This is a genomic window from Ochrobactrum sp. WV_118_8, assembly GCF_039631535.1.
Lineage (GTDB): Bacteria > Pseudomonadota > Alphaproteobacteria > Rhizobiales > Rhizobiaceae > Brucella > Brucella anthropi.
On sequence record NZ_JBDIUZ010000001.1, the window covers coordinates 2,735,739 to 2,749,545 of the forward strand.

Here is a 13,807-nt window from a genome sequence, read left to right on the forward strand (position 1 = left end):
AACCGCCATTCCGGATTTCAACTTTAAATCCATCACGCGCTTGTTACGGTTAATTTTGGTGAAAGGAAGGCGCTGCGCTTCAAGCCTGCCTCTCCACCGATTCCGTCAGGGTGATTAATGGAATATTATGGTTAAAGATGCGTTAGCATTCGCCCAAATAGGTATATTTGCCGCTAGCGCATCGAATTCCGCACGAACATGCCAGTGAAGACCGTCATTGGAGCGGTCCTGGGACTCAGTTCTTGCGGTTGTTGGTGAAAGCTTCCCGCCATTCGTCGGGAATGCGGCGCGGATGGCCTTCTTTGGTTATCATCACGGCCTCTACCTTCGCCTCCGAAAGCAGACGCTCCCCGCAGGTAATTTTCTGCGCCATGATGACCCGCGCGCCGCGAATTTCGCTGACGCGGGTTTCAATCAGAATAAGATCATCCATCTTCGCGGGCGATTTGTAATCGATCTCCATGCGGCGAACGACCCAGACCATTTCTTCACCGAGCGCGCCCTCAGCCAATTCGATATGATGAACGTCCTGCAAACGCAGGAAATCCGTGCGTCCGCGTTCGTAGAATTCCAGATAGCGACCGTGATAGACGAAGCCGGAAAAATCCGTATCGGCATAATAGATGCGCGCATAGAGCAGATGCACGCCGTCTTTCAGTTCGCCAGCCACAGCAGCCTGCGCCGATTGTTCCTGTCGTTCCGTCATTCGTCTTCCATGAAGAGGCCGTATTGCGACTGCTGGATGATTTCGGCAGGCGCGGGCAATCCGAGATGCTGCCATGCGATGGCCGTCAAAACGCGGCCGCGTGGCGTGCGCTGCAGGAAACCCTGCTGGATCAGATAGGGTTCGATAATGTCTTCAATTGCGTCACGCGGCTCAGACAGGCCGGCGGCAATGGTTTCGATCCCCACCGGACCGCCCCCGAAATTGCGTGCGATAATATTGAGGTAACGCCGGTCGAGCTGATCCAGCCCGCGGTTGTCCACTTCAAGGCGTGACAGCGCCTCATCAGCGATCTTGCGATCGATGACATCGGCGCCGGCGACCAGCGCGAAATCGCGCACGCGACGCAACAACCGTCCGGCAATACGTGGTGTGCCGCGTGAACGGCGGGCGACTTCCAGCGCACCATCCGGCGAAATACCCATCTGCATGATGCGCGCACCACGCCGCACGATATATTCCAGTTCCTCGACCGTATAGAAATTGAGCCGTGTCGGAATGCCGAAGCGATCCCGTAACGGCGTGGTCAGAAGCCCGAGACGGGTCGTTGCCGCAACCAGCGTAAATTTCGCAAGATCGATCTTCACCGAACGTGCCGCCGGTCCCTCGCCGATAATCAAGTCGAGCTGGAAATCCTCCATGGCTGGATAGAGGATTTCCTCCACTGCCGGGCTGAGACGATGGATTTCATCGATGAACAGAACGTCGCGCTCTTCCAGATTGGTTAGCAGAGCCGCAAGATCGCCCGCCTTGGCAATAACCGGGCCGGATGTGGAGCGGAAATTGACGCCCAGTTCCTTGGCCATGATCTGCGCCAGCGTCGTCTTGCCGAGACCCGGAGGGCCAACGAACAGGACGTGGTCAAGCGCCTCGCCACGCACTTTGGCGGCCTCGATAAAGACTTTCAGATTTGCGCGCGCTGCCGCCTGCCCGACAAAATCATCAAGCGTCTGCGGGCGCAGCGTATTGTCTTCGTCTACGCGTCTGTCAGCATCAATGAGAGGGTTGCGGTCGCTCATGCCATCCTCCTCGCATGAACATATCGCTCAGGCAAGTAAATCACCGCGACAATTCCTTCAGACCCAGGCGGATGAGCTTGGCCGAATCGGCATTCTCCCCCGCTTCCTTCAAGGCCGCGGCGACAGCATTGGCGGCCTGATCACGCGAGTAGCCGAGATTGGAAAGCGCCGACACCGCATCGGCAACCGGCGCCGGGGCAGCGCCCGCGCCAAGTTCCTGTTTGAGCCCGATCGTGCCGCTCGCATCACCGGCGAAGGCAGGCGCCTTGTTCTTGAGTTCGGTCACGATGCGCTCAGCAACCTTCTTGCCGACACCCGGCGCGCGCGAAACCATGGCGATGTCGCGCAGTGCAATTGCATTGGCGAGTTCCGACGGCGACAACGTGCCGAGCACGGCGAGAGCCACCTTGGCGCCAACGCCCTGCACATTCTGCAACAGGCGGAACCATTCGCGCTCAAGCTGATTGGCAAAGCCATAAAGGCGGATCATGTCTTCGCGAACATAGGTTTCGATAAACAGGATGGCCGCCTCGCCCGCACCGCCCAGATTGCCGAGCGTGCGCGCCGAACAAAACGCAACATAGCCGACACCATGCACGTCGATGACGGCATGATCCTCGGCAATTTCATCGATCACACCCTTGAGCTTACCGATCATGGCCACCTACGCGATAAGTTGTTGCAACCGGCGCGCACTTGCGATGCTTTGCCGGTGATGCGCATGACAAATGGCAATGGCCAAAGCATCGGCGGCATCGCTCGTATCGAACGATGCGCGCGGCATCAGCACTTTCACCATCATATGGATTTGCTGTTTTTCACCGTGTCCAACGCCGATTACAGCCTTCTTCACGGCATTCGGCGCATATTCGGCAACGGGCAGTCCAGCCTGCGCGGGAGCCAACAAGGCAATGCCGCGCGCCTGACCGAGCTTCAGCGTCGCCGTTGCATCCTTGTTGACGAAGGTGTGTTCAACCGCCGCCTCATGCGGCATATATTCATGCAGGACTTTGGAAAGACCTTCATGCAGCTGGCAGAGGCGCGATGCAAGATCCATCTCGGCATTCGAGGTCACAGTCCCCGAACCGATGAAATGCAGTGAATTGCCCAACGATTCGACAATGCCCCAGCCGGTACGGCGCAGGCCCGGATCGATACCAATGATGCGAATCGTTTCTTTCATAAGCGAACCCTATCCTCAGACGGATTCACTTGACAGCAGAAAAGTGAACAAAAGAGAAACATGCGCCACGAAGGGCGCACATGATCGATCGTTATGAAGCGCCAAAAGCAGTTTTGAGCAATACGATCTGTTCGGAAACCGGATTGCCACGTGGGACGCCCTGCAGCGAGACCACTTCACCGTAAACTTCGCGGTCCATACGGCGCACACGCGCCTGAAGGCGCATGGAACGTTCGACCAGCTCCATGAATGCTGCAGGCAGTTCGGACCAGCCTTGTGCGATTTCACCCGCCGATGGCGTATCAAGACGCACCTTGGCTTTCTCGGCTGCAACCTGCTGACGGGTCATTTCACCGTTCCGCGCCGCGCGCTGGAGCAGCAACCACGAAGCAACCTGCATCAGGCGCGTGGTCAGACGCATCGATTCGGCGGCATAGAGCGTCGCAGCCACACGCGAAAGATTGCGCGCATCCTCACGGCCTTCGCCGTCGAGATAGCTTGCCGCTTCCTCGACCATATCCATGCCTTCTGCATAGATCGGCTTGAACGAATCCGAGAAAACCATGCGCTCTGCGAGGCTGATCATATTGCTCGGCATCTGGCTCTGTTCGCTAATCACTGCTCTGCCACCTTGCATGACCGCCTGTATCGGCGGCCCATTCCGTTGCCGTATTCGTCCAGTGGGATATGCCAGACGGATACGAATGAAACCATTGAACCGCTGTTCGACCATGGGGGAGGCTGAGACGGAACAGCTGTGCTAAACAAGTCCACGATAAACTGCACCTTCATACACCGTCGCGCAAGTTTATGTTTAACATTCGGTTAACATTTTCAGAGGCTTTTGACGAAAGCTTGTAAATAGAACGGATTGGGCAGTTGTTCCGTTCCGCGCGCCTGCATGTGGAAATCGATATTCCCCCGATATGCAGCAAAAAGCGCACAAAAAAAGAGCCGCAATGGCGGCTCTCAGGAGTTTAACAGGGAGGCGTCAAACAGAGTGGCTAAACCACTCGGTAAGAATCCAGCCGAACTGGATGTAAACCATTTAACATTCTTAAGATTAATGAATGGTTAATTTCTGCGTAGCGCTGTGGATAATCTCACGCAATCCGGCACTTTTCACTCAAAGAAAAGCCGCCCGAAATGGGCGGCTGATCAGTAGTGGTTAATAGCGCTGCATCGCAGGCTTGGAGTTTGACGCAACCTGCATCTTGACGGGTTCGGCAGCAGGAACAGCGGGCTTTGCCGAAACGGGAGACCCCTTCTTGCCCCAACCGATGGTTGGCAGCCATTCCAGATAATAGGCCAGTGCGAACTGCATCACGATACCGGTTGCGATCAGCAAAGTGTCATAAGGCAGGCCGCCCGGGTTCACGAGCTTCATCACCTGCGCAACCATTGCCAGCAGCGTACCGGCAATGAAGACCGGCAGCGAATGCTTGCCGAGAACGGCGAGAGGATTATCCGGCGCCGTCCGGGCAATATTGTTCAGCGTCGGAACGACGGCGATGAGATAGGCAATCGCCAGCACGTGCAGCAGACGCGGACCCGACAGGAAAGTCTTGTCGAAGCCGGTAAGAACCATGGGCAGGCCCATCGACGCGTCGATGCCCCAAAGCGGAATACGCACCCATGCCAGCGCCAGCACCAGATAGCCAACGGCAAGGCCGATCAGCAGCGGATGCTTCGGCAGCTCGCCACCGCGACGTACATGAATCACGCCTGCAATACCGATTGCAAACAGGAACTGCCACGACAGCGGATTGAGGAACCAGACGCCTTCGGTCGGATAATTTACCGGCGCAACGTGATAGAGGCCTGACAGGAACCAGACCGTGCCGGAAACACCGAGCATGAGCGGCAGGCTGATGCGCGCCAGCAGAAGCAGGATCGGAGTCAAAACCAGCATCACGGCATACATCGACAAAATGTTGTTATAGCCGAGCTGGTGACCCATCGTGACGATGCCGAACAGCGCTTCGACCGGGTGCTTGACCAGCGGCGCGATGTTGATCTGCGTAAGCAACTCCGAACGCTTCAGGAAGATAGCGGCAGCGGCGAAAATGGCGATGGTCGCCATGGTCGTCATGATGTGCGTCGTATAGAGCACACCAGCGCGGCGCCACATTTTCAGCGACAGAAGCAGGCGATTGCCGGGAGCGAATTTAGATCCATAGGCAAGCGCCACAGCCATGCCGGAAATCAGCACGAAAGCTTCAGCCGAATCGGAGAAGCCCAGATTCTTGTGCGTGAAATGCTCGTAGATCGTGCCGGGCACATGGTTGATGAAGATCGTTAGCAGCGCGAGCGCACGAAACACGTCGATGCGCGTGTCGCGCATTTTCGTCGGTTGTGCGGGCATCGCTTCTCTAGCGGTCGCAATATTCATTTACCAGCCTGCCTATCTTTGAAGGAAAGTGCCTGCACTTGGGATTGCGAGCCTTTCCACTTTTCTTCGTGTCATTCCGGATGGGTGCCGGAACAGTTTCACACGTTCTGCCGGAGCGTTCAGCGCCCGGTCTTGGTGTGGCTTATATACGCGTTAATCCCGGCAGAACCGGGTTGGTTCCGATCAACTTTCGTTCCAGTGGATAACATTATGCCAGCCCGGACAGGCGCGGGCCCGAGAAGGTTTCGCCAATGAATACTTGCCGAAGCCCGGTTGCGTCGCATAAATGCGACAAAACAAATAGATAGAGCCTCGCTTCCGTTTCCGGTAAACAGAACGCCTCTATTGCCCGAATTCCATCACGTTTTTCCCGTTAGGCTTGGCTCATGAACACGCCCGCTCACCAGACTGAAACCGAACGCTGCCGCATCGTGCTGGTTGCGCCTCCACTTGCCGACGGCGCGGCCCTCGCAAAGCTTTTGACGGCTGCGCTCTCGGGCGGCGACGTTGCAAGCGTCATTCTCGACACCGGCGATCTCGACGAAGCCACTTTTCAGGCCGCAGCTGAAAAGGTCATCCCCGTCATTCAGGAAAAAGGCGCCGCCGCGCTTATCCTGAACGATACGCGCATCGCGGGTCGCGTCGGTGCAGATGGCGTTCATATCGAAGGCAAGGCTGCCGATCTGGCAGATGCGATCGAAAAACATACGCCGAAGATGATCGTCGGCACCGGCAATCTGCGCGACCGCCATGGCGCAATGGAAATCGGCGAGTTGCAGCCCGATTATGTTTTCTTCGGCAAGATCGGTGCGGATAACAAGCCGGATGCCCATCCGCGCAACCTGTCGCTGGCCGAATGGTGGTCGCAGATGGTGGAAATTCCCAGCATCGCGCAAGCCGGAAGCACGCTGGAAAGCATCATCCCCGCAGCCGAAACCGGAGCGGATTTCGTTGCGCTCGGTCGGGCGGTCTTCGACGCCGAAGACCCTGCAAAAGCTGTCGCGGAAGCCAACCGGCTTCTCGATGAGAACGCGCCACGCTTTGAAAACTGATCCCTTCATCAAGGTCTTGCCGATGCCCATGAAGAACAAATTTCTTCTCGCTGCCATTTTGACAATCGCGCTGCCGGTCCTGCCTGCTCTGGCAGCGGGCGAGCCGGTGCGCGGTCAAAAGAACAGCCATCAGGGCGATCGTCAGGATAAGAAAGCCGACAAGCCTGCCAAGCCGGTGATGCTGCCGCAACCGGCAACGACCGAACCGATGCCCCACATCGACCCAAGCCGTTTCGGCGACAAACCGGCAGACGAGGCTTTCGGTGCATTTCAGCGTGGCCTTTATCTGACCGCTTTCAATCTGGCCAAGCCACAGGCTGAAAAGGGCGATCCGGCATCGCAGACACTCATTGCAGAAATTTATGCGCGCGGCCTTGGCATCCCCGCCAACCAGAAACTGGCGGCGGAATGGTACGAGAAAGCAGCCAATAACGGTGTTGTAGAAGCGCAGTTCCGCTATGCCGCACTTCTGCTTCAGGGCACCTACGCCAGGAAAGACCCCGTCAAGGCAGAGGAACTGATGAAGAAGGCTGCCGAGGGTGGCAATGCCATGGCGCAGTTCAACTACGGCCAGATGCTGATGGAAAAAACGCCGGGCAAGCCGGGCATCGATCTCGCCTTCCCGTGGTTCGAGAAGGCGGCCGGGGCCACGCTGGCCGATGCACAATATGCACTCAGCCAGATTTATGCCAACGGTACCCCGACCATCCCCCGCGACGACAAGAAAGCGCGCGTCTATCTCCTGCTTGCTGCCGCACAGGGTTATGATACGGCGCAGTTCGATCTGGGCCGCTGGCTGATTGAGGGCCGCGGTGGCGACCGCGACTACGAACAGGGGTTTGGCTGGATGCGTCTTGGCGCACAGCGCGGCATGGTGATGGCACAGGCCTGGCTCGCCCGCCTCTATCGCGATGGCATCGGCACAGAAGGCGATCTCGTCAAAGCAGCGGCCTGGTATATTGTTGCCCAGCGCGCCGGTTTTCGCTCACCAGACCTCAACGACATGATGGACGGACTGGCTGATGACCAGATTAAACAGGCCATAGAAACCGCCAACAATCTGCGCGTCCGCTGATTTTTGGGCGAATTTTGAGGCTGGATTGGCTCTCTTTTCGCGCTCAGGCTTGCGCCAAGCGCCTTTTTATGGTCTTGAGACGCCGATTATCGTGGTTCGAGTATAAGGCAGGTGCGCAATCTCCGGAATAATGCCGGACGGTTGCCTTTTCGTCGTCATGCGTCGAACCGCACATGGTTTCACATTTTCATTCCGGATCAAGCTCATGAAGATCAATGGTAACGAAATCCGCCCCGGCAATGTCATCGAACATGCTGGCGGCCTGTGGGTTGCGGTCAAGACCAACGCCGTCAAGCCTGGCAAGGGCGGCGCTTATAATCAGGTCGAACTGAAGAACCTCATCAACGGCACCAAGCTCAACGAACGTTTCCGCGCTGCAGAAACCGTCGAGCGCGTTCGTCTGGAACAGAAGGATTTCTCGTTCCTCTACGAACAGGGCGAAGCGCTGATCTTCATGGACACCGAATCCTACGAACAGCTTGAGCTGGCCAAGGATTTCGTCGGTGACCGTGCCGCTTTCCTGCAGGACGGCATGATGGTTACTGTCGAACTATATGAAGAAAAGCCGATCGGTATCCGCCTTCCGGATCAGGTCACGCTTGCCATCACCGAAGCCGATCCGGTCGTCAAGGGCCAGACCGCTGCTTCGTCCTACAAGCCGGCTGTGCTTGAAAACGGTATCCGCATCCTCGTTCCACCGTTCATCGCATCCGGCGAACGCGTGATCGTTGATACCAACGAACTTACCTACGTCAGCCGCGCTTAATACGAAAAACGAGATTTGTGGTGCCTGGATCAGGCACCACTTTATCCATGTCGCAAAGATTGCGACCGTTCTTTCTCAGATCGCTCAATTCCTCGACCTCCACCGAATGTGTTTCGGTTCGGATGTTCGACATTCTGTTTATGATTAACTGCTTGATCCCTTTCAAAAATCCACGCTTCGGGATCGTGCTTACAAGGACAATGAAATGGCCCGCTCAGCCCTTCTCAACGTTATGGTACAGGCCGCTATGAAGGCCGGCCGCAGCCTCGCTCGCGATTTTGGTGAAGTCCAGAATCTTCAGGTTTCTCTCAAGGGCCCCGGCGACTATGTCAGCCAGGCAGACCGCCGCGCCGAACAGATCATCTATACGGAATTGAGCCGCGCCCGCCCGGATTATGGCTTCCTGATGGAAGAATCCGGCGAGGTTGAATCCAAGGACGGACAGCACCGCTGGCTGATCGATCCTCTCGACGGCACCACAAATTTCCTGCACGGCATTCCAGTTTTCGCAGTCTCCATCGCTCTCGAGCGTCAGGGGCAGATCGTCGCCGGCGTCATCTACAATCCGGCCATGGATGAGCTTTACACCGCAGAGCGCGGCGGCGGCGCATTCCTCAATGACCGTCGCCTGCGCGTCGCATCGCGCAACAAGCTGGTCGATTCCGTTATCGGCACGGGTATCCCGCATCTGGGTCGCGGCCATCACGGGCATTATCTGGTCGAACTGCGCAATGTCATGGCCGAAACCGCAGGCATTCGCCGCATGGGCGCTGTTGCACTCGACCTCGCCTATGTTGCAGGCGGCCGTCTGGATGGTTTCTGGGAAGATGGCATGCATCCGTGGGATCTCGGCGCAGGCATTCTTATGATCCGCGAAGCCGGTGGTTTCGTCTCGGACAAGAATGGCGGTCAGGACATTTTCGGCACCAAGACCATCGTTGCAGGCAATGAAATCATTCAGAAGGCATTGCTGAAAACGATCAACAAACCGATCTAAAAAAGACCTGCTGCTTTGTCGATCCAATGGTTTGTTTCACCTGGGTCATCTCCAGCAGTCTAAAAACAAGGCCGAGCGCTTAAATGGCTCGGCCTTTTTATTGATTTAGAGCGTATCTATAGAAAATTATGCTACAGTTGGCCGAGAAACTTGCCCAGAGCCTCAAGTATATTCCCAAGAATATTCCACCAATTCATGCTTAGTCCCTCTCACAAAGTTGAGTGTACGAAGCAATAATTATCAAAATTAGAAAACTTAAAAATAGCAACTTATAATTTATTTATTACCATCAATTATATAGGTATATATAAGAAATAAATTATATTAAGATCACGGGATTTAATATTATAAACTTTCTGCTCTACGATATTCAGACCATCCCGCGAGCCTGACAGCACACTCCACAAATCCGCGTAATTTTCTTGTTCCAATGATTCCGCTTCACGAATTAATGAAGTAGGCTTCTTTTCAAACACGCGACCATGGAGCGGAACGCATGAGCGATTTGAGAGTTTCCCGGGACCGTCTGGACGAGGGACGCGATTACGACCCCTACCGCCTGTCGAGCCCGCGCATTGTCATTCTCTCCATGGCGATCTTCCTTATTATCGTGGCTTTTCTGGCCGCGATCCTGATGCGACAGATCCATACGTTCTTCGTCACCAATCCCGGCCTTAACGGCCTGATACTCCTGGTGCTTCTCATCGGTATTCTGCTGGCCTTCGGACAGGTGCTGCGGCTTCTGCCAGAGATTCGCTGGGTCAACTCATTCCGCGACGGTGACCGCGACGGCACCACGCGACCGCCCGTCCTGCTTGCACCGATGCGGGCTTTGATCGGCCGCCGCCAGTCGATGGCGCTTTCCACTGCCTCCATGCGTTCGATCCTCGATTCCATCGCGACACGTCTTGATGAAAGCCGGGATATATCGCGCTATCTGATCGGGCTTCTGGTCTTTCTCGGCCTGCTCGGAACCTTCTGGGGCCTTCTGGAGACGGTTGGTTCCATCGGGCGCACCATCCAGACCCTCGACCCGAATTCAGGAAGCACCGGCGACGTTCTCGATGCGTTGAAGGCAGGCTTGCAGGCTCCGCTTTCCGGTATGGGCACAGCCTTCTCGTCTTCGCTGTTCGGTCTTTCCGGCTCGCTGATTCTCGGCTTCCTCGACCTTCAGGCGGGCCGCGCGCAAAATCGTTTCTATACAGAACTGGAAAACTGGCTTTCCTCCGTCACCGATCTCGGTTCCGATATCGGTGCCGACCAGAACGGAGGCACGGAAGAAATCCGCGTTCTGGCCGACCGATTGCAGAACCTGCATGGCGGCGACGCATCCACGCAGCGCACCACGGCAGCGCTGGCCAATCTTGCCGAAGGCATACAGGGCCTCGTCAAGAACATGCGCAGCGAGCAGCAGATCATGCGCGACTGGGTGGAAAAACAAGCGGACGAGCAGAAGGCTATCCGCCAGACGCTTGATCGTCTCACCAAGGCCATCGGCGAGCGCTCGCACGACCGCAAATCCGATCGCACGGACAAGGCGGAGTAAGCAGCCATGTCCCTCGCCCGCAACCGCCGCTCCCAGAGGCATGTCGATTACTGGCCGGGCTTCGTCGATGCCCTGACGACGCTGCTGCTCGCAATCATGTTCCTGCTTACCGTCTTCGTGCTGGCGCAATTCCTGCTCAGCCGCGAGGTGAACAACAAGGATAGCGTTCTCGCACGACTCAATAGCCAGATACAGGAACTGACACAGCTTCTGTCGCTGGAGCGCAGCAATTCGCAGGATATGCAGGACACCATCGCCAATCTGCAGGCTTCGCTGTCCAGCACGGAAAGCGAGCGTTCACGTCTGCAAAGCCTTTTGAACGAAGGCAGCGGCGCAGGTGCTGCCGCTGAAAAGCGCGCTGGCGAACTGTCCGAAAGCCTTGATGCCGAAAAGCAGGTCAGCGCTCGTGCACTCAGTCAGGTGGAACTGCTGAACCAGCAGATTTCAGCCCTTCGCCGCCAGATCGCAGCACTTGAAGATGCGCTCAACGCTTCAGAAAGTCGCGACCGCGAATCGAACGCCAAGATCGCCGATCTCGGTCGCCGCCTGAATGTCGCATTGGCGCAGCGTGTGCAGGAGCTGAACCGCTATCGTTCCGACTTCTTCGGACGCCTGCGTGAAATCCTGTCGGACAAGGAGAATATCCGTATCGTCGGCGACCGCTTCGTCTTCCAGTCGGAAGTTCTTTTCCCGACAGGCTCGGCGGATATCAATCCTGCCGGTCAGGACGAGATGAAGAAACTTGCCGACGCGGTGATCCAGCTTAATCAGGAAATCCCGGATGACATCAACTGGGTACTGCGTGTCGACGGTCACACAGATAATGTGCCTCTGACTGGCACGGGACGCTTCCGCGACAACTGGGAGCTTTCGTCAGCCCGCGCAACCGCAGTGGTCAAATTCCTGATCGCCAATGGCGTCCCCGCCAACCGGCTCGTTGCAGCAGGTTTCGGGGAATATCAGCCTCTCGACGCCTCCGACACAGCCGATGCCCGATCCAAGAACCGGCGCATCGAGCTGAAGCTGACCGAACGATAAGAAGGAATAACGGGGGCAACGCCCCCCGTTTCACTTCGCAGCGAAGGCTCCAGCGCCCGCCTCGAATTGCAGCTTGGCGAGACGGGCATAGATGCCGCCCTTCTCGACAAGGCTTTGATGTGTGCCTTCTTCGACAATATGGCCATGGTCGAGCACCAGAATGCGGTCGGCCTTGAGCACGGTCGCAAGCCGGTGCGCGACGACAAGCGTCGTGCGATCAGCCATCAGACTGTCCAGGGCCTTTTGCACAAGCATCTCGCTTTCAGCATCAAGCGCCGATGTCGCTTCATCAAGAAGAAGGATGGGCGCAGCACGCAAGATTGCCCGCGCAATGGCGATGCGCTGGCGCTGCCCCCCTGAAAGCGTCACACCGCGTTCGCCGACTTCCGTGTCATAGCCCTTGTCGAGCGCCATGATGAAATCATGCGCAAGGGCTGCCTTTGCCGCTGCCACAATCTCCTCGTCGCTCGCTCCGGGTCTACCGAAGGCGATGTTTTCGCGCACGCTGGTGGCGAAAATCGCCACATCCTGCGGCACGGTTGAGATGCGCGCCCGAACGGCCTGCGGGTCAGCATCAGGCAAAGCCACGCCGTCGATCAGGATCTTGCCTGACTGCGGATCGTAATAGCGCATGACGAGCGCGAAGATCGTGCTCTTGCCTGCACCCGAGGGACCGACAATCGCAACAGTCTCGCCGGGCTTCACGGTGAAGCTGACGCCATTGAGCGACGGTGCATCTGGCCGCGTCGGATAGGAAAAATGCACGGAATCGAACACGACCTCACCGCGTGGCGGCACCGGCATGGCAACAGGTTTCAAAGGCGCGGCAATACCCGGCTGCTCGTCCAGAATTTCGACAAGCCGCTCCGTAGCCCCTGCTGCCTGCGCCAGTTCCCCACCCACTTCTGACAAGGCACCGAAGGAGCTGCCTGCGAACACGGCATAAAGCACGAATTGACCGAGCGTACCGGCAGACATCGTGCCGGCCAGCACATCACGCGAACCGAACCAGAGCACCGCAACAATGCTGGAGAAGATCAGGAAAATGGCAAAAGCCGTCAGGATTGCACGCGCCTGAATGGAGGAACGCGCCGCCTGAAAGGCTTTTTCTACCGCGCTGCCAAAACGCCCGACCACCATATTCTCGTTGGTGAAAGCCTGCAGCGTGCGCATCGCGCCGATCTGTTCGCTGGCATAGGCATTGGCCTTCGCCAGCATGTCCTGCGTCATACGGGAACGGCGACGCACCGAGCGTCCGAAGGCGATCAGGGGCACAACGATGATCGGGATGGCAGCAATGACCAGCGCAGAAAGCTTCGGGCTGGTCACGACCATCATCGCCAGCGCGCCGACACCCAGAATCATGTTGCGCAGCGCGACAGAGGCCGTAGCGCCCACCACCGACTTGATCTGCGTCGTGTCGGACGACAGGCGCGAAACGATTTCACCCGACTGTGACCGGTCGAAGAATTCCGGCGAAAGCGCCGTCACATGCGAAAAGACCGCATTGCGCAAATCCGCGACCACTCGCTCGCCGAGCGAGATCACGAAGAAATAGCGCAGGCCCGATGCCAGCGCGAGAATGAGCGCCAGCAACACGAGCATGCCGAAGTAATTATTAACGAAGATCGCATTCGATCCCGTAAAGCCATGGTCGATCATGCGACGCAGCGCGACGGGCACGGCAAGGGTCGTTACAGCGGCCAGCACCAGCGAAAAGAGCGCGCCTGCAACCAGGACCTTATAGGGTGCCAGAAACGGCAAAACTCTCTTCAGCGGCTTCAGCGTGCGGCGTTTGCGGCCATCTTCTGCAGTCAATTCGTGATTCATATCAATTTCAGTATCCCGGTCGGCCATTCTTGTGTTTGCGCCCTTGTTATTGCCGTGCGCCTGATGTATAGGCTCGCCAACCCTTTTGGAAGCCGTTGCCTGTAGGTAATGGGTCTTCATATCTGCCATTGGGCGAAAGTGCCGCAGTTTCGATAGTCAAGGCTGCGCTTTTCACCCCAGACTTT

13 protein-coding genes are annotated in these 13,807 nt (G+C 57.0%); 6 read left to right on the top strand and 7 right to left on the bottom strand.

Annotation, left to right across the window (positions count from 1 at the left end):
* Positions 1-235: 235 nt before the first annotated feature.
* The 6 genes from ABDF71_RS13325 to ABDF71_RS13350 form a co-directional block, all read right to left on the bottom strand.
* A complete protein-coding gene (locus tag ABDF71_RS13325) occupies positions 236-706 on the bottom strand; it encodes a YbgC/FadM family acyl-CoA thioesterase (RefSeq protein WP_029929546.1) in 471 nt (156 codons plus the stop codon).
* Positions 703-1,743 carry a Holliday junction branch migration DNA helicase RuvB gene (gene ruvB, locus ABDF71_RS13330; protein ID WP_010661378.1) on the bottom strand — a complete coding sequence of 347 codons (1,041 nt, stop codon included), beginning with the start codon at positions 1,741-1,743 and terminating at the stop codon, positions 703-705. Before ruvB ends, ABDF71_RS13325 begins: the two co-directional genes overlap by 4 nt.
* 40 nt (positions 1,744-1,783) lie before the next feature.
* Positions 1,784-2,401 carry a Holliday junction branch migration protein RuvA gene (gene ruvA / locus ABDF71_RS13335; RefSeq protein WP_010661379.1) on the bottom strand — a complete coding sequence of 206 codons (618 nt, stop codon included), beginning with the start codon at positions 2,399-2,401 and terminating at the stop codon, positions 1,784-1,786.
* A 6-nt stretch (positions 2,402-2,407) separates the two neighbouring features.
* Complete coding sequence (gene ruvC, locus ABDF71_RS13340; protein ID WP_010661380.1) at positions 2,408-2,926, bottom strand: crossover junction endodeoxyribonuclease RuvC; 519 nt, start codon at positions 2,924-2,926, stop codon at positions 2,408-2,410.
* 91 nt (positions 2,927-3,017) lie between these two features.
* Positions 3,018-3,524, bottom strand: a complete 507-nt coding sequence (rcdA, locus tag ABDF71_RS13345) for a protease adaptor protein RcdA (RefSeq protein WP_010661381.1) — start codon at positions 3,522-3,524, stop codon at positions 3,018-3,020.
* A gap of 570 nt (positions 3,525-4,094) precedes the next feature.
* Positions 4,095-5,318 carry an OpgC family protein gene (locus tag ABDF71_RS13350; RefSeq protein WP_437259851.1) on the bottom strand — a complete coding sequence of 408 codons (1,224 nt, stop codon included), beginning with the start codon at positions 5,316-5,318 and terminating at the stop codon, positions 4,095-4,097.
* A gap of 386 nt (positions 5,319-5,704) precedes the next feature.
* Between ABDF71_RS13350 and ABDF71_RS13355 the strand changes: the two genes are divergently transcribed.
* The 6 genes from ABDF71_RS13355 (at position 5,705) to ABDF71_RS13380 (ending at position 11,792) form a co-directional block, all read left to right on the top strand.
* Positions 5,705-6,370, top strand: a complete 666-nt coding sequence (locus tag ABDF71_RS13355; protein ID WP_029929540.1) for a thiamine phosphate synthase — start codon at positions 5,705-5,707, stop codon at positions 6,368-6,370.
* Between the two features lie 28 nt (positions 6,371-6,398).
* Positions 6,399-7,445: a tetratricopeptide repeat protein gene (locus ABDF71_RS13360; protein WP_500061614.1), complete on the top strand. Its 1,047-nt coding sequence runs from the start codon at positions 6,399-6,401 to the stop codon at positions 7,443-7,445.
* A gap of 205 nt (positions 7,446-7,650) precedes the next feature.
* Positions 7,651-8,211 carry an elongation factor P gene (efp, locus tag ABDF71_RS13365; RefSeq protein WP_010661385.1) on the top strand — a complete coding sequence of 187 codons (561 nt, stop codon included), beginning with the start codon at positions 7,651-7,653 and terminating at the stop codon, positions 8,209-8,211.
* A gap of 205 nt (positions 8,212-8,416) precedes the next feature.
* Entirely contained in the window at positions 8,417-9,208 is a 792-nt protein-coding gene (locus ABDF71_RS13370) for an inositol monophosphatase family protein (protein WP_010661386.1), read from the top strand.
* Positions 9,209-9,704: 496 nt separating this feature from the next.
* On the top strand, positions 9,705-10,754 hold the full coding sequence (locus tag ABDF71_RS13375) for a MotA/TolQ/ExbB proton channel family protein (protein WP_071633517.1): 1,050 nt from the start codon (positions 9,705-9,707) through the stop codon (positions 10,752-10,754).
* Positions 10,755-10,760: 6 nt separating this feature from the next.
* Complete coding sequence (locus ABDF71_RS13380; protein WP_010661388.1) at positions 10,761-11,792, top strand: peptidoglycan -binding protein; 1,032 nt, start codon at positions 10,761-10,763, stop codon at positions 11,790-11,792.
* A gap of 30 nt (positions 11,793-11,822) precedes the next feature.
* On the opposite strand, the gene ABDF71_RS13385 is transcribed toward ABDF71_RS13380, so the two are convergent.
* A complete protein-coding gene (locus ABDF71_RS13385; RefSeq protein WP_029376274.1) occupies positions 11,823-13,751 on the bottom strand; it encodes an ABC transporter transmembrane domain-containing protein in 1,929 nt (642 codons plus the stop codon).
* Positions 13,752-13,807: the final 56 nt, after the last annotated feature.

Bases quoted from the DNA above. Each gene is read 5' to 3' on its own strand.
- ABDF71_RS13380 (WP_010661388.1), top strand. From the start codon at position 10,761: ATGTCCCTCGCCCGCAACCGCCGCTCCCAGAGGCATGTCGATTACTGG.
- ruvA (WP_010661379.1), bottom strand. From the start codon at position 2,401: ATGATCGGTAAGCTCAAGGGTGTGATCGATGAAATTGCCGAGGATCAT.
- ABDF71_RS13360 (WP_500061614.1), top strand. From the start codon at position 6,399: ATGAAGAACAAATTTCTTCTCGCTGCCATTTTGACAATCGCGCTGCCG.
- ABDF71_RS13375 (WP_071633517.1), top strand. From the start codon at position 9,705: ATGAGCGATTTGAGAGTTTCCCGGGACCGTCTGGACGAGGGACGCGAT.
- ruvB (WP_010661378.1), bottom strand. From the start codon at position 1,743: ATGAGCGACCGCAACCCTCTCATTGATGCTGACAGACGCGTAGACGAA.
- ABDF71_RS13385 (WP_029376274.1), bottom strand. From the start codon at position 13,751: ATGGCAGATATGAAGACCCATTACCTACAGGCAACGGCTTCCAAAAGG.
- rcdA (WP_010661381.1), bottom strand. From the start codon at position 3,524: ATGCCGAGCAATATGATCAGCCTCGCAGAGCGCATGGTTTTCTCGGAT.
- ruvC (WP_010661380.1), bottom strand. From the start codon at position 2,926: ATGAAAGAAACGATTCGCATCATTGGTATCGATCCGGGCCTGCGCCGT.
- ABDF71_RS13355 (WP_029929540.1), top strand. From the start codon at position 5,705: ATGAACACGCCCGCTCACCAGACTGAAACCGAACGCTGCCGCATCGTG.
- ABDF71_RS13350 (WP_437259851.1), bottom strand. From the start codon at position 5,318: ATGAATATTGCGACCGCTAGAGAAGCGATGCCCGCACAACCGACGAAA.
- efp (WP_010661385.1), top strand. From the start codon at position 7,651: ATGAAGATCAATGGTAACGAAATCCGCCCCGGCAATGTCATCGAACAT.
- ABDF71_RS13370 (WP_010661386.1), top strand. From the start codon at position 8,417: ATGGCCCGCTCAGCCCTTCTCAACGTTATGGTACAGGCCGCTATGAAG.
- ABDF71_RS13325 (WP_029929546.1), bottom strand. From the start codon at position 706: ATGACGGAACGACAGGAACAATCGGCGCAGGCTGCTGTGGCTGGCGAA.